Annotated in this window: 20 protein-coding genes; 14 read left to right on the forward strand and 6 right to left on the reverse strand. The window is 53.0% G+C overall.

Annotation, left to right across the window (positions count from 1 at the left end; all coding sequences use genetic code 11):
- Positions 1-177: 177 nt before the first annotated feature.
- Positions 178-1,212 (forward strand): CdaR family transcriptional regulator, encoded by a 1,035-nt coding sequence (locus BMX45_RS11320; RefSeq protein ID WP_090909769.1) that lies wholly within the window; start codon positions 178-180, stop codon positions 1,210-1,212.
- Positions 1,213-1,341: 129 nt separating this feature from the next.
- Here BMX45_RS11320 and BMX45_RS11325 read toward each other — a convergent pair whose 3' ends face one another.
- A complete protein-coding gene (locus BMX45_RS11325; RefSeq protein WP_090909770.1) occupies positions 1,342-2,223 on the reverse strand; it encodes a class I SAM-dependent methyltransferase in 882 nt (293 codons plus the stop codon).
- A 212-nt stretch (positions 2,224-2,435) separates the two neighbouring features.
- Here BMX45_RS11325 and BMX45_RS11330 point away from each other — a divergent pair, with 212 nt between their 5' ends.
- From BMX45_RS11330 to BMX45_RS11345, 4 genes are all read left to right on the forward strand, one after another.
- On the forward strand, positions 2,436-3,176 hold the full coding sequence (locus tag BMX45_RS11330) for an HAD family hydrolase (RefSeq protein ID WP_090909771.1): 741 nt from the start codon (positions 2,436-2,438) through the stop codon (positions 3,174-3,176).
- A gap of 158 nt (positions 3,177-3,334) precedes the next feature.
- Entirely contained in the window at positions 3,335-3,679 is a 345-nt protein-coding gene (locus tag BMX45_RS11335) for an ArsR/SmtB family transcription factor (protein ID WP_015737884.1), read from the forward strand.
- Positions 3,680-3,777: 98 nt separating this feature from the next.
- Complete coding sequence (locus BMX45_RS11340; RefSeq protein ID WP_090909772.1) at positions 3,778-4,275, forward strand: SRPBCC family protein; 498 nt, start codon at positions 3,778-3,780, stop codon at positions 4,273-4,275.
- A gap of 29 nt (positions 4,276-4,304) precedes the next feature.
- A complete protein-coding gene (locus BMX45_RS11345; protein ID WP_090909773.1) occupies positions 4,305-4,706 on the forward strand; it encodes a VOC family protein in 402 nt (133 codons plus the stop codon).
- Positions 4,707-4,892: 186 nt separating this feature from the next.
- On the opposite strand, the gene BMX45_RS11350 is transcribed toward BMX45_RS11345, so the two are convergent.
- The gene (locus BMX45_RS11350) at positions 4,893-5,717 is read right to left on the reverse strand and encodes a helix-turn-helix transcriptional regulator (protein WP_090909774.1); all 825 of its coding nucleotides are present in this window, start codon (positions 5,715-5,717) and stop codon (positions 4,893-4,895) included.
- A 139-nt stretch (positions 5,718-5,856) separates the two neighbouring features.
- Here BMX45_RS11350 and BMX45_RS11355 point away from each other — a divergent pair, with 139 nt between their 5' ends.
- A complete protein-coding gene (locus tag BMX45_RS11355; RefSeq protein ID WP_090909775.1) occupies positions 5,857-7,833 on the forward strand; it encodes a glycoside hydrolase family 127 protein in 1,977 nt (658 codons plus the stop codon).
- A gap of 181 nt (positions 7,834-8,014) precedes the next feature.
- Here the strand turns inward: BMX45_RS11355 and BMX45_RS11360 are convergent, their stop codons facing one another.
- On the reverse strand, positions 8,015-8,491 hold the full coding sequence (locus BMX45_RS11360) for a glutathione peroxidase (RefSeq protein WP_009592987.1): 477 nt from the start codon (positions 8,489-8,491) through the stop codon (positions 8,015-8,017).
- Positions 8,492-8,755: 264 nt separating this feature from the next.
- Here BMX45_RS11360 and BMX45_RS11365 point away from each other — a divergent pair, with 264 nt between their 5' ends.
- Entirely contained in the window at positions 8,756-9,664 is a 909-nt protein-coding gene (locus tag BMX45_RS11365; protein ID WP_009593013.1) for an ABC transporter permease subunit, read from the forward strand.
- A 19-nt stretch (positions 9,665-9,683) separates the two neighbouring features.
- A complete protein-coding gene (locus tag BMX45_RS11370) occupies positions 9,684-10,583 on the forward strand; it encodes an ABC transporter permease subunit (RefSeq protein ID WP_015737878.1) in 900 nt (299 codons plus the stop codon).
- Positions 10,584-10,716: 133 nt separating this feature from the next.
- Here the strand turns inward: BMX45_RS11370 and BMX45_RS11375 are convergent, their stop codons facing one another.
- A complete protein-coding gene (locus BMX45_RS11375) occupies positions 10,717-12,186 on the reverse strand; it encodes an alpha-amylase (RefSeq protein ID WP_090909776.1) in 1,470 nt (489 codons plus the stop codon).
- A 292-nt stretch (positions 12,187-12,478) separates the two neighbouring features.
- On the reverse strand, positions 12,479-13,522 hold the full coding sequence (locus BMX45_RS11380; RefSeq protein WP_090909777.1) for a YeiH family protein: 1,044 nt from the start codon (positions 13,520-13,522) through the stop codon (positions 12,479-12,481).
- A gap of 158 nt (positions 13,523-13,680) precedes the next feature.
- Here BMX45_RS11380 and BMX45_RS11385 point away from each other — a divergent pair, with 158 nt between their 5' ends.
- Together BMX45_RS11385 and BMX45_RS11390 are read left to right on the forward strand one after the other, a co-directional pair.
- Positions 13,681-14,577 (forward strand): LysR family transcriptional regulator, encoded by an 897-nt coding sequence (locus BMX45_RS11385; RefSeq protein ID WP_036659317.1) that lies wholly within the window; start codon positions 13,681-13,683, stop codon positions 14,575-14,577.
- 169 nt (positions 14,578-14,746) lie between these two features.
- Complete coding sequence (locus BMX45_RS11390; RefSeq protein ID WP_053491019.1) at positions 14,747-14,965, forward strand: DUF378 domain-containing protein; 219 nt, start codon at positions 14,747-14,749, stop codon at positions 14,963-14,965.
- A gap of 385 nt (positions 14,966-15,350) precedes the next feature.
- Here the strand turns inward: BMX45_RS11390 and BMX45_RS11395 are convergent, their stop codons facing one another.
- Positions 15,351-16,385 carry a glycoside hydrolase family 18 protein gene (locus tag BMX45_RS11395; protein ID WP_090909778.1) on the reverse strand — a complete coding sequence of 345 codons (1,035 nt, stop codon included), beginning with the start codon at positions 16,383-16,385 and terminating at the stop codon, positions 15,351-15,353.
- A gap of 421 nt (positions 16,386-16,806) precedes the next feature.
- Between BMX45_RS11395 and BMX45_RS11400 the strand changes: the two genes are divergently transcribed.
- The 4 genes from BMX45_RS11400 to BMX45_RS11415 all read left to right on the forward strand — a co-directional run bounded on the left by BMX45_RS11400 (position 16,807) and on the right by BMX45_RS11415 (position 21,883).
- Positions 16,807-17,778 carry an ABC transporter permease gene (locus tag BMX45_RS11400; protein WP_009593016.1) on the forward strand — a complete coding sequence of 324 codons (972 nt, stop codon included), beginning with the start codon at positions 16,807-16,809 and terminating at the stop codon, positions 17,776-17,778.
- 15 nt (positions 17,779-17,793) lie between these two features.
- A complete protein-coding gene (locus BMX45_RS11405; protein WP_009593009.1) occupies positions 17,794-18,702 on the forward strand; it encodes a carbohydrate ABC transporter permease in 909 nt (302 codons plus the stop codon).
- Positions 18,703-18,745: 43 nt separating this feature from the next.
- The gene (locus tag BMX45_RS11410) at positions 18,746-20,353 is read left to right on the forward strand and encodes an extracellular solute-binding protein (RefSeq protein ID WP_090909779.1); all 1,608 of its coding nucleotides are present in this window, start codon (positions 18,746-18,748) and stop codon (positions 20,351-20,353) included.
- A 144-nt stretch (positions 20,354-20,497) separates the two neighbouring features.
- Positions 20,498-21,883 carry an alpha-L-fucosidase gene (locus BMX45_RS11415; protein WP_090909780.1) on the forward strand — a complete coding sequence of 462 codons (1,386 nt, stop codon included), beginning with the start codon at positions 20,498-20,500 and terminating at the stop codon, positions 21,881-21,883.
- Positions 21,884-21,891: the final 8 nt, after the last annotated feature.

Here is a 21,891-nt window from a genome sequence, read left to right on the forward strand (position 1 = left end):
CTTCTTAAAGAGGATGCAAGGGAGCTGGCCTGCCGGGGCGGCTTCTTTTTTCTCTGCGGGCGGGATATGGATCGGCAGCCGGATGTGCACACTATAGGAAAAGATATTTTTCCTATGGAGTCTTCCATGTCATCATATTGGTAACACATGACAGACATGTTAGGAGGGGCATCATGCATGAAACTATCACGACCTTTGGCGGAAAATATCGCAAGAGAAATGATGCGCGTCATTCCTTACAACATTAACGTGATGGATGAGAACGGAATTATTATGGGCAGCGGGGACCCCGCGCGGATCGGCACGCTGCACACAGGTGCACAGAAAGCCATACAAACCGGACGGATCTATGAGGTTTATGAAGCCGGGGGCGGCATGAAGCCCGGTGTGAACGAACCCATTGTGGTGGATGATGAGGTGATCGGCGTTGTTGGCATTACAGGTCATCCGGATGAGGTGAGACCGCTCAGCAATTTGCTCCAGGTGACCGTTGTGTTATTGATCGAGCAGGAGCGGCAGAACAAAGCGATGTTAAACCAACGTCAAAACCGGGAGAAGTTCTATCATGAGTTATCCTATCGCAAGACTCCTTATGATGAGCCTTTTATGGAGCGTGCTGAAGCCTATGGGCTTGACCTGACGCGCAAATGCCGGGTGCTGTTAGTGCAGAGCTCGATGGGCGAGAAGGCGTTCCGCCATTTGCAGCAAGCGTACCCCCAAAGCTGGAACTTGGAGAATGACAAAACCGTATTTTTCATGACGGATGTCTTAAGATTCGGGAATCTTCTGGACAAGCTGATCGACCTGGACGAAGTCCTTCGCATGGGGATCGGGGAGCAGGAGGAACTTGCATCTACATCGCTGGAGCAGGCGGTATCCGCCCTGGAGCTGGGAATGAACATCGATCCCCATCGCAAAGTGAATTTTTATAAGGATTTAAAGTTTCTGATCGGCCTGTCCCATACTTCGGATGATGCTCATGCCTCGCTGTATTCGTTGCTGGAGCAGGGCGGAGACAAGCTGGATCTGATAGAGACGCTTCAGGTCTACATTGCCGAGAACGGTGATCATAACAACACGGTCAAAAGACTCAACATTCACCGGAACACCTTGAACTACCGCTTAAACCGGATCAAGCAGCTGACCGGCAAAAATCCGCGCCATGTGCTGGATCTGTTCGAATTGCTGTGCGGGTTGATGTGGAGAAGGTGATGGCTGCTCAAGCATGGGCGGCTTTTATCTCCACAATCTTTTGTGGATGATTACCACCCCGTATTCTTCGCTCTTCACGTTCAAAAGGGCAGTTCCAAGTGTCGATAGACCTTGGGCTGCCCCTTCTGTTTATTTAATGCCAAGCCGCATGCGGTAGCTGAGCATCACGGGAAGCGTCCGCCCCTGGAAATGCTCCTCGACCAGCGCATGGAACTGCGCGATGTTGTCGTTCAATTCGTTTGGTTTTAGCTTGAATACGGTTTGGATGCCGCCTTGGCTGACGGCAAGGCCGGTATACCGGTCGGCGGTGAACGGCTCCATATGGTGGAACACGATCTCTTTGGAGAACCGGAACAGCCCGCTTTCCCGGATATGCTTCAGATGCTCGTTCTTATTTCCTTTATAGGCCTGGTCCTGAGACTCCACATGGTCGTCGATGATGGCCTCTGCCCGTTCAATCAGCTCATGATAGGCTTGCTCCACCTTCCAGGTCAGGCTCGGCGGCCAATCGCAATCATATACCGCGAATATCCCTTCGTCACGCAGAACGCGGGAAACCTCCTTCAATGTGCTGGCCGGGTCCATCCAGTGAAAGGATTGGGAACAGGTGATGATGTCGGCGGACTGATCCTTCAGCGCCAATTGGTTGGAATAGCCGGAGACGAACTTGATGTCGGCGATATCCGCGCCGCTGCTGCGTGCTTCCTGTTCCAGCGTTTGCAATTTGGCGACGGCTTTGCCCCGCATATCATCATTCGGCTCAACCCCGATGACTTGATCCGCCGCGTCTTTCCATGCAAAGGAGGAAAGCCCCGTTCCGCATCCCAAGTCGACGACGACAGAGGGCTTGCGTTCCAAATACCCTGTCAGCAGGGCGACAACCTCCTGGGGGGCTTCGGGGCGATGCTGGTCGTAGGTATCCTCAAAGCCGGTAAAACGATCCACGTTGCTGGCACGGTTTCCCTCCGGAACAAAATCCTTGCTCCACACTTCGGTCATATCCTTGGTCATCGTTACTCATCTCCTTATCCGGGTAAATGAATCAGGCATCAGGCATAACAAAAGGTGCTTTCTTGGCTTGCGCAATTACGGAGGAAGGCTCCAATCGCCGTTTTCTGCCGCTGTAATGCCATCATATCATAGGAAAGGAACTTATTGACAGACGGGCTTGACCCGGGTAGTGCCGATGCGGGTACAATAGAGGAATCGAATGAGGAAGAGGGATGAACATGAAGACACCAACAGCACCGAAGGGGATCTTCTTCGATGTGGATGATACATTGTATGACCATCTGGCGCCTTTTCGCGAGGCCGTGCAGGAGAGTGCCAGTCCCGATGAGGCGTTTCCTTATGAAGCCGCCTACCATCGGATGCGCTATTACAGCGACAAGCTGTCCGTCGAGCTGGGAGGAGCAGGAACGGCAGCTTACGGGGATGCGGTCGAGGATATGCGCAGACGCCGGTTCCAGTTAGCATTGGCCGAATTCGGCGTGCGACTGACTCTTGAGGAGGCCGAAGCGGTACAGCAGACTTACCTGGACCTGCAGTATAACATCACGATGTTTGAGGGCGCCCGGGAGCTTCTGATGAAACTGGCGGATGCCGGGCATGTCGTAGGCCTGATTACCAATGGCCCGGCCGAACACCAGATGAACAAAATCGCGGCGATGAAGCTGGGGGGCCTGATACCGGAGGATCGGCTGTTCGTATCCGGTGCCGTCGGCTGGGACAAGCCCGATCCGCGGATCTTCCACCATGTGAACAGGCAGACCGGGACGAAGCCGGAGAACTCTTATTACGTCGGGGATTCATGGCGCAATGACGTGGTCGGAGCCCTGGCTGCAGGCTGGCATGTAATTTGGTTCAATCACCGGAGCGTCGGGCCGGAATCGGAGCATCGGCCGCAGCATACCGTTGCGAGTTACGAAGAGCTCAAGCGGCTGTTGGAAGAGATTATCGGATAAAAAAATGGGCGGTCCCCCTGATCTGCTGCCCAAGCGGACTGCTGCAGCATTATTTGAAAGGCTATGGTCAAGCTCTTTAAACGAAGGGCTTGGCTTTTTTTGTTCTATATTCAACCGGATGGTTGACTTTGTGTGATTCGCCTATTATAGTTAACCATATGGTTGAACAAAATAATGAAGAACAACTGGATCACATCTTCCATGCTCTGGCTGACCCGACCCGAAGAGAGATGGTGCGCATGATCGCATCGCAGGAACGGACGGTATCTGAGCTGGCTGAACCGTTTGACATGTCGCTTGCGGCAGCCTCCAAGCATATCAAGGTACTGGAGCGCTCCGGCCTGCTCGAACGGTCCATCCATGGACGGACGCATACCTGTCGTCTGAATCCGAACGTCATGTCAAGAGCGATGGAATGGCTGCAATTCTACGAACGATTCTGGAACCGGCAATTTGATGCGCTTGAACGCGAGCTGAACAAAGCGAAGAGGGAGGAGCACTAGAAGAATCCTTAGGAATACCGCTGAACATCCTGGACAACGATGAGTAACGTAGGGAAATAGACGCAATACCACTTTTGATAAGAGAAGGATGATTAACATTGGATAACGCCTTCACTACCACGCTGATCATGAAACGCCAATTTGAGGCAGCACCGGAAAGAGTATTTGATGCCTGGTTAAATCCCGACATGATGAGGAAATGGTTGTTTACGATGGAAACAACGAACAAAATCGCCCGCAACGATCCGCGCGTGGGCGGAAGCTGGGAGATTGTTGACGTGAGGGAAGGCAAGGAGTACCGGGCCATTGGAGAGTATCTGGTCATAGACCGGCCGCGCAAGCTGGTGCTCACCTTCAAGATGCCCCAGTTCAGCGACACCGTGGACCGCATTACGGTGGAGTTCAAAGCAGTGGAAGCGGGATGCGAAATGACGTTCTCCCAGGAGATCGTTGTCCCGCATGAGGAAGACTGGACCGCAGAGGATATTGAAAAAGCGCTGACCGAATACCATGACCAAACCGAGCATGGTTGGGGTTATATGTTTGAGGGGCTGAAGCAGCTGTTAGAGACAGGAACGATAAACTACCCATCTTAAAGCGATGAATAAGGGAGCGTGCGTTATCGATGAAGAGTGTGACCCCGTTTTTAATGTTTCAGGGCAACGCAGAAGAAGCCATGAACCATTACATTTCCATTATTGAGGATTCCGAAATCATCAGCATTACCCGTTATGGACCCAATCAGCCGGAAGCCGAGGGAAGCGTCATGCATGCGGCCTTTTCGTTGAAGGGACAAACGTTCATGTGCATCGACAGCAACGTGAAGCATGAGTTTACGTTCACGCCTTCCTTCTCCATCTATCTGACTTGCGAATCCGAAGCCGAGATCGAGAAGGTGTACGGTGCTTTGATCGATGGCGGAGGTGCGATGATGCCGCTGGATAACTATGGATTCAGCCAAAAGTTCGGCTGGATCGCGGACAAGTTCGGCGTATCCTGGCAGCTTAATCTGCCAAGCGAAGCGTAGCCTTGAGCAGTTGATTAATCTAGGGACGGGCCCGGAAGGGGCCTGTCCCTTTTTGCGCTGCGCTGTAAGGAAGGCATTGCGCAGCTCGATGCTCTCGATCAATAGCCGTGCTGTCCCTCACCGTCAACCCAGACGGAAAAATATAGCGATACACAGTCCCCAAACCCATGTCGCTGCTTATGCTGCTTATTCCGTATACTGCTTTCGGAATTGCAGCGGCGACAGGCCGAAACGGGCGGAGAAGCGGCGGGAGAAATAGGGCGGGTATTGAAATCCCACATGCTCCGCAATCCGAGCCATGGACCACTGGGTGGTCAGGAGCAGCCGCTTCGCCTGGTCCAGGCGGTACTGCAGCAGGTATTCCGTTGGCGTCAAGCCGTGCGATGCCTTCATGCAGCGCGTCAGGTAGTTGTAGTGGAAATGCAGGTCAGACGATAAACGTGCGTTGCTGATGGGTTCGCGGTAATGCATTTTGATATAGGATTCCACTTGCTCCGCGACTTTGCGCACCCGTGATTGCTCCTGATCGGACCGCGACGGATCCAGCAGCTCCAGCAGCTCGATAAACAGGGTCTGTTCGCGCCAAAATGCCGCAGATCTCGGCTCCGTGGCCTGAAGGTGCAAGGAATCGAACAGCTGATAGGCTTGCTCCGGATAAGGGATATGGCCTTGCCTGGGCAGCTTGATATTGTGTGAGATCGACGCATGATCGGTTGTGCTCGTTGCCGCCGATTGAAAATGCAGCCAATAAAAGGAGGTTTCCTCCCGGCATCCTTGTACAGCGTAGTGGTGCGCGTCCGGCATCAATACGGCCATATCCCCGGCACGCAGTGCCCACTGCAGGTCCTCCTCGCCCAGAAACAAGCAGCCGCGTTGAACGAGGATGAGGTCGAAGACGCCAAGGTTTCTCCGGTTCGGATGCGATTCGCCGGGCATGTAGTGCGTTTTACCGGATTCAAGGAAGTAGGGCAGCGGCAGCGAAGGGAAGGAAAGCACGCTTTGTTCCGACATGGTAACACCTCCAAGGAAGTGTGAAATCGTATAAGAAATTAGGTCGATTCTGTTATCGTTTTCATCCTATCATAGAACGTAGAATGGGAAGTGTCGAGGCTTTATCCTATTCGAACCCCAAAAGGAGTGTATATCCGAGATGATGACTCTTACTACGCGTTCAGCTGCCGTACCTCTTAAGCAAGTGAAACTGACCGACCCTTTCTGGTCGAGTTACATAGAACGGGTAAGGGAAGTGGTGATTCCCTACCAATACGAGGCCCTGCATGATCGAATTCCGGGCATTGAGCCGAGCCATGGCGTATCCAATTTTCGCATTGCTGCCGGCAGGGACGAGGGTGAATACGGGGGCATGGTGTTTCAGGACAGCGATGTCGCCAAATGGCTTGAGGCCGCGGCTTATTCGCTGGCCACTCATCGGGATCCGAAGCTGGAAGAACAGGTGGATGAGCTGATTGATCTGGTTGCCGACGCCCAGCAGCCGGATGGCTATCTGAATACGTATTTTACGGTGAAGGAGCCGGAGAAACGCTGGACCAATCTGACGGACTGCCATGAGCTGTACTGTGCCGGTCATATGATTGAAGCCGGAGTTGCTCACTACAGGGCGACGGGCAAGCGGAAGCTGCTGGACGTGGTGTGCCGCTTGGCGGATCATATCGATACCGTTTTTGGACCCGAAGATGGGAAAATCCATGGGTTTGACGGCCATCAGGAGATTGAGCTGGCCCTGGTGAAATTGTATGAGGTGACTCAAGAGCCGAGATATTTGAGCCTGAGCCAATATTTCATCGATGAGCGCGGGACGGAACCCCACTTCTTCCTCCAGGAGTGGGAACAGCGCGGGAAGAAATCCTTCTATCGCTCGGTGCTGCACGCCCCGCATTTGGCTTATCATCAGAGCCATCTGCCCGTTAGGGAGCAGAAGGAGGCTGTCGGGCACTCGGTCCGGGCCGTATATATGTACACGGCGATGGCGGATCTGGCCGCCAGAACGAAGGACCCGGCCCTGCTTGAGGCTTGCGATACTTTGTGGCGCAACATGGTCCATAAACAGATGTACATTACCGGAGGGATCGGGTCCACTCATCACGGCGAGGCGTTTACGACGGATTATGATCTGCCGAACGATACCGTATACTCGGAAACCTGCGCATCCATTGGGCTGATCTTTTTTGCCCAGCGCATGCTGCAGCTGTCGCCCAAATCGGAGTATGCGGACGTGATGGAGCGCGCGCTGTTTAACACGGTCATTGGCAGCATGGCTCAGGACGGGCGGCATTTCTTCTATGTAAACCCGCTTGAGGTATGGCCTGCGGCCTGCCGCCATAATCCGGGCAAGGCCCATGTGAAGCCGGTTCGGCCGGGGTGGTTCGCCTGCGCCTGCTGCCCGCCGAACGTGGCAAGGCTGCTGTCATCGCTGGGCGAATACGTGTATACGATGAATGACGATACGCTGTATGCCCATCTGTACATCGGCGGCGAAGCGGAGGTGCGGTTCGGGGACGTGCCTGTGAAGGTAATGCAGAACAGCGCGCTGCCATGGGACGGGGAGGTTACGTTTACGCTTCAGCCTGAGCAGGCTGTCGAGTGGACGGTGGCGCTTCGCATTCCGGATTGGTCGCGCGGCAAAGCCGGCTTGCGCGTGAACGGGCAAGAAATGAACGTGGAGGATATTACTCAAGACGGCTATGCCTGCGTGAAGAGAGTATGGGCGCCGGGAGACATCGTGGAGTTGGCATTCTCCATGGAGATCCATCAGGTCAGAGCCAATCCGAATATACGGGGGAATGCCGGCAAGGCCGCGATTCAGCGCGGGCCGCTCGTATACTGCCTGGAAAGCGTCGATCATGGAGTGCCTGTATCCTCGCTATCGCTCGCGGGCGATCCGGAGCTTCGTTCGCGATTTGATCCGAATCTTCTCGGCGGAGCGGTTGTCATTGAAGGGGCCGGGTGGCTTGAAGAGTCTGACGATTGGGGCGATGAGCAGTTGTATCGTTCTTCTCCCAAAAAGATGCTTCCCGCCTTATTAAAGGCTATTCCCTATTATTTATGGGGCAACCGCGGCGAGAATGAAATGGCCGTCTGGGTGCGCGAGCAGCCGCACATGGTATAAAGATCGTACAGACGGCCTATCCGGATAGCGATTGGATGCACAGCCGGATAATGCTGCATACCATAACCATGACGATGCCAAGCATCATAACATAAAGGGCTTGCCCAAAGGTCGATGGACCTCGGGCAAGCCCTTTTTTAGGTGACAAGCAAACGGAGAATGGATCCTGTCCTGCATCGGTTTACAACAGCTTCTTGATATCCTCTTCCATCTTCTCTGGGGTATCCGTCGGGGCAAAGCGCTTGATCACCTTGCCGCTGCGGTCCACCAGAAATTTGGTGAAGTTCCATTTGATCGCCTTGATGCCCAGTGCGCCGGGGGCTTCGCTGGTCAGATATTTGTAAAGCGGATGAGCGTTCGTGCCGTTCACATCGATCTTGGAAAACAGCGGGAAGGTGACGCCGTGATTGAGCTTGCAGGCCTCTTCGATCGCAGCATCCTCCTCCAGCTCTTGATTCATGAATTGGCTGCTGGGGAAGCCGAGAACGGCCAATCCCTGGTCGCGGTAGGTTTGGTGCAGCTTCTCCAGACCGTCGAATTGAGGGGCAAAGCCGCATTTGGTCGCCGTATTGACGATCAGCATGACGTCGCCTTTATAAGATTCCAGCGTTTGGGATTCGCCGCGTATCGTTTTTACTTCATATTCATAGATCGACATCGCCGTAGAAACCTCCTCCAATGAGATGTATTAAGTTCAGAGTATATCCTTTTACGGCGGATTGCAATTTGATAGGGCGACATCCAGTTTATGCGTGCGGGTACATGGCCATATATGAATTTCAATACCTGATGCGGAAATATCAAAAGTAAAATTTTGTATTTTCATCTGGACTTATTTAGGAGATGTATGATAGTAGTAGAATAAGTGCTTAATCGAATGAACCAAGAGGGGTACTACTGAAATCATGTGTGGGAGGACGGTATGAGATTAAAAACGCAAATGCTCAAAACGACGGTGACCAGCCTGCTGGCTTTTATGTTCATCGTCCTCATCGTCCTGGTGCCAAGGGATCTGAATCTGTCGCTGGACAGCAATTTATGGGTGACAAATTATTCCTTTGATCTGGGTGAGTATGTAACGCATATCCGGGATTATTTTGCAGCGGCGATTCAGAACGGGACGCTGGGGGAATCGCGATATAACGGCCAGTCTTCGGAAGCGGCTGCTTTCGGAGCTGTCGGCAAAAGCCTGCTCGTTATTGTATCCGCTTTATTCATAGGATTCGTGTTCGGCATTCTGAAGGGAGTCCTGGACTACAAATTATCCAAGACCAAATTTAGCGCGCTGGGGCACTGGACGACATGGCTGTTCCAGTCCATTCCGGATTTTTTCCTGATGCTGATCGCCCAATGGGTGCTCATTAAGCATGTTCCGGCCATCCGTTATTTTGCGGTAGACGGCTGGGAGGCCTTCGTGCTGCCTTCGCTGCTTGTCTCGATTTACCCGATTTTCTTCATTGCCCGAATCACGTCGGCCTCGCTGCTCGCACAGGAAGGCAAGATGTACATACTGCTGGCTAAAGCCAAAGGTCTCAGCGACCGTAAGGTTGTCTACAAACATATGCTGCGCAACGGCATCGCGACCATCCTGACCCATCTTCCGGGCCTGCTTGTCTTCATCTTGTCCAACCTGCTCGTGGTGGAATATTACCGCAACTATCCAGGGGCGGCGTGGAGATTGTTTCTGGCACTGGATTTCAATACGTTCAGCGGCACCGGCGGCAATTATGAACCGGGTGTCATTATTTATATCGCATTTTCCTTCATGGTGCTGTTCATGATCGTCCAATGGATCAGTCATTCGGCACGCAAGTACTTTGATCCACGATAAAGATACGAGGTGAGCCGTCTTGAAGAATTTCCCTTTATGGATAGGCAGTATTTTGCTTGCTTTCTTTGTTTTCGTTATGCTGGCGGGGCCTTATATGCCCTTCATTGATAAGGATTTGAAGAAGGAACCCTCCAGATGGGTCATGAAGGACGGGAAGCAGAAGCTGACCCTTCCGCCCTATAAGCCTTCCTCGAAGAATTGGCTTGGATCGGACAAGCGAGGGGTCGATAACCTGAGCAAGCTGGTTGTGACCGCCAAGGATACGATCCTGCTGGTGCTCGCCATTACGGCTGTCCGATATGCGATCGGGGTGCCCCTGGGATTGATTGCCCGCAAGAAAAAGGGGTTCACCCACCGGCTCATCACCTTTTGGAACCAGTTGTGCTCCTATTTGCCGCCGGTCTTCGCATCCGCGCTGCTGCTTGCGCTTCCGTTCTTTCTCTTCTCCCAGCAGCGGATGGGCTGGGCCATTCTGATTCTGGCTAGCGTCGAAGCCGGGCGGGTGGCCATCACGATTCAGCAGCAGGCCCATAAGATGGCAAGCGAGCCCTATATGGAGGCTGGAACCGCTTTAGGTCTTCGCACGAGGACCTTGACGAAGAATTACTATATCCCGGTCATGTTCCCCGAAGTGATCGTCAACTTCTGTTTGGATATGGGAAAGGTCATGCTCCTGCTCGGCCAGCTTGCGATCGTGAACATCTTCCTTGGTCATGAGTGGAAGGAAGTTAATTATTACGTCATGGAATTCGTGGAGACCGGGTATAACTGGGCAACGATTCTGTCCAAGCATCGGGCAGACATCTGGCTTGGGAAGTTCCAATTCGTGGTCTATCCGGCGTTTGCCATGATGCTGCTGATCATCACGTTCAACCTGTTAGGCGAGGGTTTGCGCCGCCGTTTTCAGGTTAAGGGCTGATTGAAGGGCTCTGGCTGTTAACGCCAAAAAACCGGAAGAATGAAAGCTTATGCAGCTGCTTCCCATAAGGAGGCAAGCTTCTGCGGAAGCCGATTTCTTCCGGTCTTTTTATGTCCATGCCTGATGCGGTTTGTCACGCTTCTACGGGGATATCCGGGTGAGCCCAGACGGACACGCTGCCGCCGTTCACCGGGAATAGCCCGAAGCCGTCCTCGCCGATCGTTACGCGATCCTTCCGGGTGCGGGTCAGATCCACCCATACCTCTCCGGCGCGATGCTCGCCGACAAACATTCGCTTATCCCCGGCTTCCCCGTTGGCGATGACCACCGCGCAGCCGGAACATTCGATTTCCGGAATGCCGCGGCGGACCCAGCCTATCGTATTCGGGTGGTCAAAATAATCATCCTGCTCGCCGTACGCCCGATTCGCCCTGGCATAGAGCAGCGGATCAATCGCTTCCCGTTTGCCGGGAATGGGGTTCTCGCCGCCGATTCCGTAATAATCGCCGTAGAAGACCGAAGGATAACCGTCCTTCCGCAGCAGGATCAACGCATAAGCGCTCTGCTTGAACCAATCCTCGACCCAGGATTCCAGCGATTCCTGCGGCTGCGAATCGTGATTGTCCACAAACGTAACGGCATTCATCGGATGCGATTGCACGAGCGTATCGTCGAAAATCGTCCGTAGATCGAAGGAGCGGCCGGCTTTCGAAGCCGCTTGGAGTTTATAGTGAAGAGACACGTCGAACAGATCGATTTTATAATCCACGGTATCCAGGAAATTCCGGCAGTCCTGAAGCTCGGGGTTCCAGAACTCCCCCACGATGTAAAAATCATCGCCGCGCTTTTTTTTCATGGCTGCCGCAAATTCTTTGATGAAGTCATGATTGATGTGCTTGATCGCATCCAGCCGGAATCCGCTGCATTGCAGCGTATCCACCAGCCATTTTCCCCATGCAATCATTTCCTTGCGCACATCCGGATGGCTGTAATCAATGTTGGCAAACATCAGGTAGTCGTAATTGCCGAACTCATTGTCCACCTTGTCGCTCCACGATTTATTCTCGCCGACGATGCGGTAGATGCCGGAACGTTTGTTGATTTCGTCGTAATCGGTCCCGTTGAAATGAGTGAAGTTCCATTGGAAGGCAGAGTATTGGTCCCCCCGGCCGGGGAACGTGAATTTGGTCCATCCTTCAATCTCGAACGGCTTCGATATATCCTTGGTCCGATCCATCTCGTCGACCTGTACCACCCGGAAACGCTCGGTCTCATCGGCGCCCGCCTTATGGTTCATCACCAGATCCACATAAACCGCGATTCCGTTCTTCTGACAGGCCGCGATGGCATCGGTCAATTCCTGCTTGGTTCCGTACTTCGTGCGAACCGTTCCCTTCTGATCGAATTCTCCCAGATCATACAGGTCGTAAACGCCGTAACCATTGTCCTCGGCGGACGATGCCTTTGTCGCCGGAGGAATCCAAACCGCGTCGATCCCTGCCTTGCTCAGCTCCGGCGCTGCGTTCTTGAGCCGGTTCCAGTGGGAGCCGTCGGCTGCCACATGCCATTCGAAGAATTGCATAATCGTATGATTTCGCTGCATTACTTCCATCTCCTCTATCCTGATCGCTCTGCAAGATGACTGCATACTAAGCTCAAATACCCAAGAAAGCGGGGGAGCTAAACTCTCCCCTCGGATCGGGCAGATCCCGCCCTTTTAGTTTTGCCCAAAAATGGAAAGAAAAAGACGGGGCTGGCCATGCTGAAAAACCTGAGTCGGTCTGAATCCAAAGCCCGAAGGATGGAAAGGGATTGGAGGCATTCACCGCCAAAAAGCCATCCCCGCGAGCAGGGAATGGCTTTTCGTTTCGTGCGCTGGGCCGTCACCTGATTGCTTATGCCATGGCATAAGTCAGCAGGATCAGCAGCACGGTGGTAATGGCCATGGCCAGCAGCGGCCGCCAGGCGCCGCGTATGTCCTTCAAGTGGACATTCAGGCCAAGTCCCACCATCGCCATGGCAAGGATGAAGGAGGCTGCCTGGGATATCGTATCCTTGATCGGCAGGGGAATGATCGGTTGTCCGGTAAATTCCCAGCTTCCCAGCAAGCTCGCTGCGATGAAGCCAAGCAGGAACCAGGGAAACTCCATCCGCGTTTGGCTCTGCAAACGTCCGGTCCGCTTCATCCAGACCATTAGCACGATGCTGAGCGGCACGAGCAGAAATACGCGGCCAAGCTTGGCAAGCAGACTGATCGCAAGGGCTTCTTCGCCTGCCGGCGCGGCTGCGAGTGCCACATGGGCGATTTCGTGAAGACTTACGCCCGACCAAACGCCATATTGGGTGTCGGTTAAAGGAAGCAGCGGCTGGACGAGGGTGTAACCGATCGCGACGATGGTTCCAAGAAAGGCGATAAGCCCTGCTCCAAGCGCGGTGTCCTTTTCCTTGGCTTTCACGATCGGAGACACGGCGGCGATGGCCGCCGCGCCGCATACACCGGTTCCAATACCGAGCAGAAGGGACAGGGACATATCGGCCTTCAGCCATTTGGCAATCAGCAGCGTAAGCCCGATCGCAAACACGACGCTGATGACATCTCTCAGCATTAACCCCAAGCCTTGCTGGAATACGACGCCGATATTCAGCTTTAAGCCATATAGAATGATCGCTAGGCGCAGCAGACGCTTGGCCGTGAATTGGATCCCGGTGCGCAGTCTCTCCGGGTAACCGCGCAGCTGCCGGTATACAGCGGCGATCAGAATTGCCCAGGCAAGCTGGCCAAGATAGCCAAGGCCCGGCACGCTGGCTAATCCGTAACCGATAAGGGCGATGACAAAGGTAAAGGCTACGCCGCCAGCAGTGGCGGGCAGCGAATGCTGCGTCCATCGAACCAGACGATGGACATGCTCTTGAGATTTGGAATATGCGGGTTCAGCCATAAGACATAACCTCCGATTCGTTCGGTTGGTCTGAACCCATCGTATCCCATTGCTTAGAATAAGAAAAATAAATCATTATGATAATCATCATAAGTAATTAATTATGGTAATATAACGCATAACCATTTGTGGATCTAGAATTGAAGGGGGCTAAAAGCGTGGATCAAGCACTGGAAGTATTCGTAGCCGTCGTAGACAAGGGGAATTTTACCCGCGCGGCCGAGGAACTGCTTATGACACAGCCGGCGGTAAGCCAGTATATCCAGGCGTTGGAGCGTTCCGTTGGCACCAAGCTGCTGGAGAGAACCAATAAATACGTCCGGCTTACGAAAGCGGGAGAGATCGTATACCATCATGCGAAGGACATTTTGGGCCTGTACACCCGCATGAACGCCCTTGTGGACGATTTGATGCATCGGGCAAGCGGCCATCTGTCCATCGGCTCCAGCTATACCTTCGGGGAGTACATGCTGCCGCATTTGATCGCTTATATGAGGGAGCGTTATCCCTTGATCCGCCCGTCGATTACGATCGGGAACACCAAGGAGGTGGCGGAGATGATATTGCGACATGAGGCGGATATCGGGATCGTCGAGGGCGACTATCAGGATGAGAAGCTGCTTATCGAGGCTTTCGCGGAGGATGAAATGGTGGTGATGGTCCCCCGTGACGGGCGGTACGACCATCTGCAGGAGGTACCGCTGTCCGAGCTGGCGGATGAGACCTGGATTGTCAGGGAAGCCGGTTCGGGCACCCGCGAGGCAACGGAGCGGATGTTCTCCCGGTATCATGTTCATCCTAAGCATATCGTGGAGTTCGGAAGCACCCAGCTGATCAAGGAATCCGTGGAGGCAGGCCTTGGCGTCACGCTGTTGTCGAGGTGGGCGGTGCGCAAGGAGATTCGACTTGGAACGCTGCATATGCTGGTACCGGATGGCAAGCCGGTGGCGCGCCAGTTCTCATGGGTTACGCAGAAGACGCCTTATCATACCAAGGCCGTTGAGATCTTTCTGGAGCTTCTGCGTCAACAGCGCGGGTTTCCTAAGGAAGTGTAGGGGAAGGAGGCAATTTCGAATCGAGTATCAAGGACATCCCGCTTAGGGATGTTTTTTTGTCCGGTTATGATTATAAATGCAATTGTTTGTTAAAAATAGTTACCAGAATCTTTTTGAATAAACCATATAAGAAATGACATGAAAAAAAGGGCGTAAGGAGGGTTAAACGATGAGAACATTTAATACCATCGCATTGCTGTTATTGATTATCGGAGGCATCAACTGGCTGCTCGTGGGTCTGTTTCAATACGACCTGGTCGCTGCATTGTTTGGTGGGCAGAGCTCTGCAGGCTCCCGCATCATCTATACGATTGTCGGTCTGTGTGCACTGTACTCGATCCGCTTCTTCGGTGATGTTACGAATGACGATCGTTCAACAGCTAAGTAGGTTATATTTAGTGACATGAACATAACGTAAAAGATCGTGTCTGCATAAGCCAAAAAGCCGGTTCCTATTGGGGACCGGCTTTTTTTGATGTCCAAAACTCGAAACTGTCCATGTGGCGGCATGCTTATGTGAGGTGCAAAATCAACATATGCAGTATGAATTTCCCAGTATAAATAAGGGTTTTCGTACTCTATAGTTATAGATAAAAACGACATATTTACGGGATCCGGAAGGAACCCATAGAATGAAGCCAAGTCATTACAGCGCAAGAAGATGAAGTCAACTGCATGTTATATAAAATAACGTGAGTCTCGTCTATCATCAGCTATTCTAAGACATGATGAAGGGAGTGAATCTGCTGCAGCTCGTGCTAGCTCAGCCTCGCTTAAGAGCGCAATGCTTTGTACAAGGCATCCACCAGGCTATGCGTCGCATCGCAGCTGTATTCCCAGAACATGATGCCGGCCAGCCCCTGCTCCTGTATGTATTTGCATTTATGGGTCAGGGATTCGGCGTCGTCGTAAGTGATGAAGCTGCTGCCGTCGAACAAATAAGGCGCTTTGGCTTCATCGTCCCAGTACCGCTTATAGGAAGGATTGCTAAAATACTCGGCAGCGAGCTGGGTATAGGTCGGGCCGTAACCTCCGGGGGAGGGGGCGACCTGGAGGTATCCGTTGTTCACGTCCGGCACATCGTTCCACTTCCTGGAGTAGAATGCAGCCCCGATCACGATTTTTTCGCGCGGCACACCGGCTAGGGTAAACAGACGGACCGATGCGTCGACGCTGATTCGGAACAGATCGCCGGTGGAGGTGTACAGGTTGGTGTGGTGGCCCGTCAGCGTCTGGAATCCGCCGCGCATGTCGTACGTCATCAGCTGAATGAAGTCGAGATAGGGGTGGATGTCATTGATTTCGGTGCCGTCGATATAATATTGATCGGCTCCGGCCGCGATGGTCAACAGGTAGTGTGTCTCGCCCCTCCCGTACTGATCCAGCGTTTCCCGGAGCTCCTTCAGCAGCAGCGTAAAGTTTTCCTTGTCGTTTGGCGATGCCGCCGTTCCGGCGATCGAGTAGCATGGATACTCCCAGTCCAGGTCAATGCCGTCGAAGGGAAACTCTTGCAGCAGCTTGATCGCCGATTCGCACACGCTGTGTCTACCTTCTGACGTGGCTGCCGCTCTCGAGAATCCGTCGGAGCCCCAGCCGCCAACGGACAACAGGATGGTTAATTCGGGATTGACGGCTTTCAAGCGTTGGATCTCGTGAATGGTGTTCGTGTCGGTATACGTAATCTTGTCTTCTTGGATATGGGCAAAAGCGATGTTCAAGTGAGTGAGCCGCCGGGCATCTTCGGCCGTGATCTCGGATAAGACTTTGCGCCCTGCGTAGCCGGCTAAAATCCAGGATGATGGCTGCATGCGTAATACCTCATTTCTTTTAGAATATGTCAGTTTTGCTTTTACGGTTTATTTTTCCAACTTACGGTCAGATATGACATCTGTCAAGGATCATCCCGTTAGCGAAGATGACAATTTACCGTAGGGGAAGGGGTCAAAAACCACATGTTTTCCTGCCCGAAAACGACAATGACAAGACTCGGAAGGACGTGAAAAGCCCGTCATACCAATGGATGGTGCCGTTGCAACCGGACAATTGAAAATGACATATTTACGGATGATGCCGCGATCCATACACTTGGGATGTAAGCGTTAACATTTGTGGAGCAGGCGAAAGCCGCACGCTAAGGAGTGGTCAGGAAGGCTCTTTCTTATACATTGAACAGGGGTGCTTTTCCGAAAAAATGGCCGGATTTTTCATTAGAGAAGGAGGGAGAAACCGATGCAGCAAAGTGGTAAGTCCGCCCTGTCGCCAAACTTATCGGTGAATACGATTCCGAATCGTAAAAAAAATACATTATGGAGGAGGATGATTCGAAACTGGGAGCTGTATCTGTTTATAGCTCCGGCATTTCTGTATTTTGTCATTTTCCATTATGGCCCGATGTACGGGATCCAGATCGCCTTCAAAAACTTCATCCCGACATTGGGAATAACGGGAAGTCCGTGGGTCGGATTCGACCATTTTGAACGCTTCTTTAACTCGTATTACTTCTGGGACTTGCTCTGGAATACCCTCAGCATCAGCTTGTATGAGCTGGCGATCGGCTTCCCGCTTCCCATCATTCTGGCATTAGCCTTCAATGAAGTGAAGGATTCATTCTTCAAGCGTACGGTACAGACCGTCACGTATGCGCCGCATTTTATATCCGTCGTCGTTATGTCCGGCATGATCATTACCTTCTTGTCCCCTTCGTCGGGCATGATCGTTAATTTTGTGGAAATGCTCGGGTTCCAGCCGCCGCAATTCTTGACGGACCCTGCGTGGTTTAAGACCGTATACGTGCTGTCCGGCGTGTGGCAGAGTGCGGGCTGGGGTACCATCATCTATCTAGCCGCATTGTCGGGCGTCGATCCGCAGCTGCACGAGGCAGCCGTCGTGGACGGTGCGAGCCGTTTCAAGCGCATTCTGCACATCAATATTCCGGCGATCGTACCTACGATCACCATCCTGTTGATTCTGAATATGGGCAGCATTTTAGGGGTTGGATTCGAGAAAATCCTGCTGCTGCAAAATCCGCTGAACATGAGTTCTTCCGATGTCATCTCGACCTTCGTCTACCGGTCCGGTCTGGTCGATGCCCAGTACAGCTTCTCCACGGCCGTCGGATTGTTCAACTCGGTAATTAATGCGATACTGCTGATCGCGGTGAACCAAATTGCACGCCGCACCAGTGAAAACAGCCTGTGGTAGAAGGAGGGGAAACACATGTCATCCGCAGTTAAGGAAAGCAAAGGGGATAAAATATTCCTGCTATGCAACTACATTTATCTGACGATTGCACTGATCATCGTACTGTACCCGCTGCTGTACATTGTCAGTGCCTCCATCAGCGATCCGAAGTACGTAAGCTCAGGCGAAATGTGGCTGATCCCGAAAGGGATCACCTTCGACGGATATGCCCGCGTCTTTGAGAACGCCAATATATGGATCGGCTACAAGAACACGATTATTTATACGGTGATCGGCACGATTGTGAACCTCATTGTCACGCTGCCGGCAGCCTATGCGCTCAGCCGGTCGGACTTTGTGGGCAGAGGATTCTTCATGGCGATATTCCTGGTTACGATGTTCTTTGGCGGCGGGCTGGTTCCGAGCTACCTGCTTGTGAAGGATCTCGGCATGGTGAACAGCATGTGGGCGCTGATTCTTCCCGGAGCAGCATCGATCTGGAATATTATCGTGTCTCGGACATTCTTTCAATCCACCATTCCGAAGGAGCTGCAGGAAGCGGCCCATATCGACGGGTGTACCAACTTCCGGCTGTTCATCAAAATCGTTCTGCCGCTTTCGATGCCGATTATTGCGGTCATGGCCCTCTTCTACGGAGTCGGTCACTGGAACAGCTATTTCAGCGCGATGATTTATCTGAACGATGCGGCGAAGTATCCGCTGCAGCTCTTCCTGCGTCAAATCCTGGTGCTTCAGGAAATGGCGGCGCAGGGAGGCGGGGCGATCGACGCCTCCTCGGCAGCGGCGATGAATACCAAGGCGGAAATTGCCGCACTGGTCAAATATGCCGTCATTATCGTTGCAACACTGCCAGTTATTGCTATCTATCCGTTTCTTCAGCGTTACTTTGTGCAGGGTGTTATGATTGGTTCCGTTAAGGGCTGATCTTAAACCATACAATCCACACCAAAAAAGGGGAGTTGTTGTCATGAAAAAGCTTCGTAAAGCATCATCCATTTTACTCTGCCTCACCCTCTCGGCATCACTGTTGGCTGCTTGCGGTTCCTCCAAAGGAGAAGGAGGGACGGCGTCTCCCGGGACGCCGAACGCGGAAGGTGTCAAAAAAGAAGGATTTCCGATTGTGGATGAACCGATCACGCTGAAGGTCATGTCACAGGACGCAGGTGTGGCGGACTGGAACACGATGCCGGTCCTGCAAGAAATGGAGAAATTATCGGGCATCAAGCTGGAGTATCAGCTTTCGCCGATCGACAGCTTTGAAACGAAAAAGAATCTGGTGTTCGCGAGCGGTGATTTGCCTGATATGTTTTACGCGGCTGATCTGAAGCCTGCTGAGCAGGTAACCTACGGCAGCCAAGGCATCCTCATTCCGCTGGAGAAGTACATTGACGAAGGCTATGCACCAAACATCAAAAAGATATTGGATGAGAATCCGGATGTCCGCAAGTCCTTTACGACCCCGGACGGGCATATGTATGCGCTGCCGTTCGTCGACAAGGCCGCCGTATGGTACAGAGGCCCGATGTGGTACAACGGCAAGTTCCTAAAAGCGTTAAACATGTCCGAACCTAAGACTACCGAGGAATTATATACGTTCTTGAAGCGCGTCAAGGAAGAAGATCCTAACGGAAACGGTAAGCAGGACGAGATTCCGCTGACTTCGGTGAAGCTGGATGACCTGCGCATGTACTTCTTCGGCTTCTGGGGCATGTACAACGAAGGCATCTACTCCGACAAGGACGGGAAAGTACACTATCCTTACCAAGAAGAAGGCTACAAGGGCTACCTGACGTTCATGAACCGTCTGTGGAAGGAAGAATTGCTGGATCATGAAACTTTCTCGCAAACGGGCGATCAGAAAAAAGCCAAGGGAGAAAACAACCAGCTGGCCTTGTTTAACGATTATCATGCGTACTTCACCCTGGGCGGCGAGCCTAGCAGCGAGCATCCGCTCATGACGCCGGTGAAGAGTGAAATCGCCGATTCTCCGGTATATGGCATGCATCCTGGCATGTCGGCAAGAGGCACATTCGCCATTTCAAGCAGCAACCCGAATCCGGAAGCCACCATGCGCTGGATCGATTACCTATACAGCTATGAAGGCGCAACGCTGTTTAACCAAGGACCTGAAGGCACCCTGTGGAAATTCAAGGATGAGGCAAACCGCGTGAAGGAATGGCTCCCAGTACCAGGCGGCGGCGACCGTGAGGAATATCGCGGCAAAATCACGCCGAACTTCGGCATTCTGACGCCTGGCGTCAATGATCCGGAAGTTACGAAAGGTCTTCGCACCGAATTCGATGAGTGGATCGACCAGCAGAACCAAGAAAAGCTTGTGCCGATCGGTAAATCGCCGTTCCCTAACGTCTACTTGACGAATGAAGAGCAAAGCGAAGCTACCGCGCTGTTGTCCGATTTGGAAACCTACGTGAAACAGATGGAAGCCAAATTCGTGACAGGCCAAGAGCCGCTTGAGAACTGGGATAAGTATGTTGCACAAGTCAAGAAAATGGGCAGCGACCGTCTCGTCGAGCTGTATCAAGGCGCATACGACCGCTGGAACGCCGAGCAATAATCAGATGCATAGTTGAACAACAAAGTGCCAACGTATCCCGGTCGATTCTTGACCGGGGGTTGGCTATTGTTTTTAAGGGGCAGGCAAGTCTATTCAAACGGTCTTCCTAGTACCGTTATCACAAATGAAATATGGAGGTGCACCATGTCGGAGAACAAGCTGGTAGAGGAAGAGCAAGCGGTAGTGGAGCAGGGCGTACATAATTTCAGCAGCGAGGACAAGTGGGTCAAGCCGGAGGATCCGCTGCTCCTGGAGCGCCTGGAATGGTTCAAGGACCAGAAGCTGGGCCTGATGATGCATTGGGGGCCGTATTCGCAGTTGGGCCTGGTCGAATCATGGGCGCTGAGCGATAAGGACGCGGACTGGTCGCGCGATGGCATTGATTGGGATATCGATGCGGAGGAGCTTAAACGGCAGTATTTCGATCTGAACAAGACGTTCAACCCGCTTCGGTTTCAGCCTGATCTGTGGGCTGACCTGGCAGCGGAGAACGGCTTCAAATATTTGAATTTTACGACCAAGCACCATGACGGGTTCTGCATGTGGGATACGCATACCACCGACTACCGCGTCACGGGGCCGGACTGTCCGTTCCATACGCACAAATACGCCGATATTACGAAGGAGCTGTTTGATGCCTTCCGTGCCAAGGGGCTCGGCATTTCCGCCTATTTCTCCAAGGCCGATTGGCATACGCCGTACTACTGGGCACCGGGAATGGAAGCGGGGAGCTTTACGTCTCGCGGACCCAGCTACGATCCGAAGAAATATCCGTGGCTGTGGGAACAGTTCGTCCAGTTTACCCATGAGCAGATCATGGAATTGATGACCCGTTACGGCCGGATTGATGTGCTGTGGCTCGATGCAGGCTGGGTGAACGATTACCGGGACCAGAATATCCGATTGGGCGAAGCGGTGGAGAAGGCGCGCAAAATCCAGCCTTGGCTCCTCTCGGCGGACCGGACGGTCGGCGGGCCTTACGAGAATCTGATCACGCCGGAGCAGACCCTTCCTGAACGTGCTCTTCACGTGCCTTGGGAAAGCTGCATCACGATGGGAACCTCCTTCTCTTTCCGTTACGAAGATCGTTACAAATCGGTTCGGCAGCTCATCCATCTGCTGGTCGAGATCGTGGCCAAAGGCGGAAATCTCGCGCTGAACATAGGCCCGCAGCCGGACGGAAGACTGTCCGAGACGGCCATTTCAAGAATGAAGGGCATGGGCGCGTGGCTGAAGGTCTACGGAGAGGCCATCTATGGAACGCGTGTCTGCGAGCCGTATTCCTCCGGTGCGGTCCAGTTTACCCAAAAAGACGATACGACCTATGCGCTCTATCTGTATCGAAATGAGCAAGAAGCCGTCCCTGAGGAGCTGTTCATTCCGATTCAGAAGGCGTTCGGCCGCGTTGATCTGGTCGGGGGTCAGGAGGCACTGGATTATCGCCGCACGGACGATGGTGTCGCGGTCCGTCTTCCGGATCAGGAGCGTCAGGGAACGGCACCGATCGCGCATGTATTGCGGTTTCGGTAAGAGGCGGA

The organism is Paenibacillus sp. cl141a, assembly GCF_900109305.1.
Taxonomy (GTDB): domain Bacteria; phylum Bacillota; class Bacilli; order Paenibacillales; family Paenibacillaceae; genus Paenibacillus_AQ; species Paenibacillus_AQ lautus_A.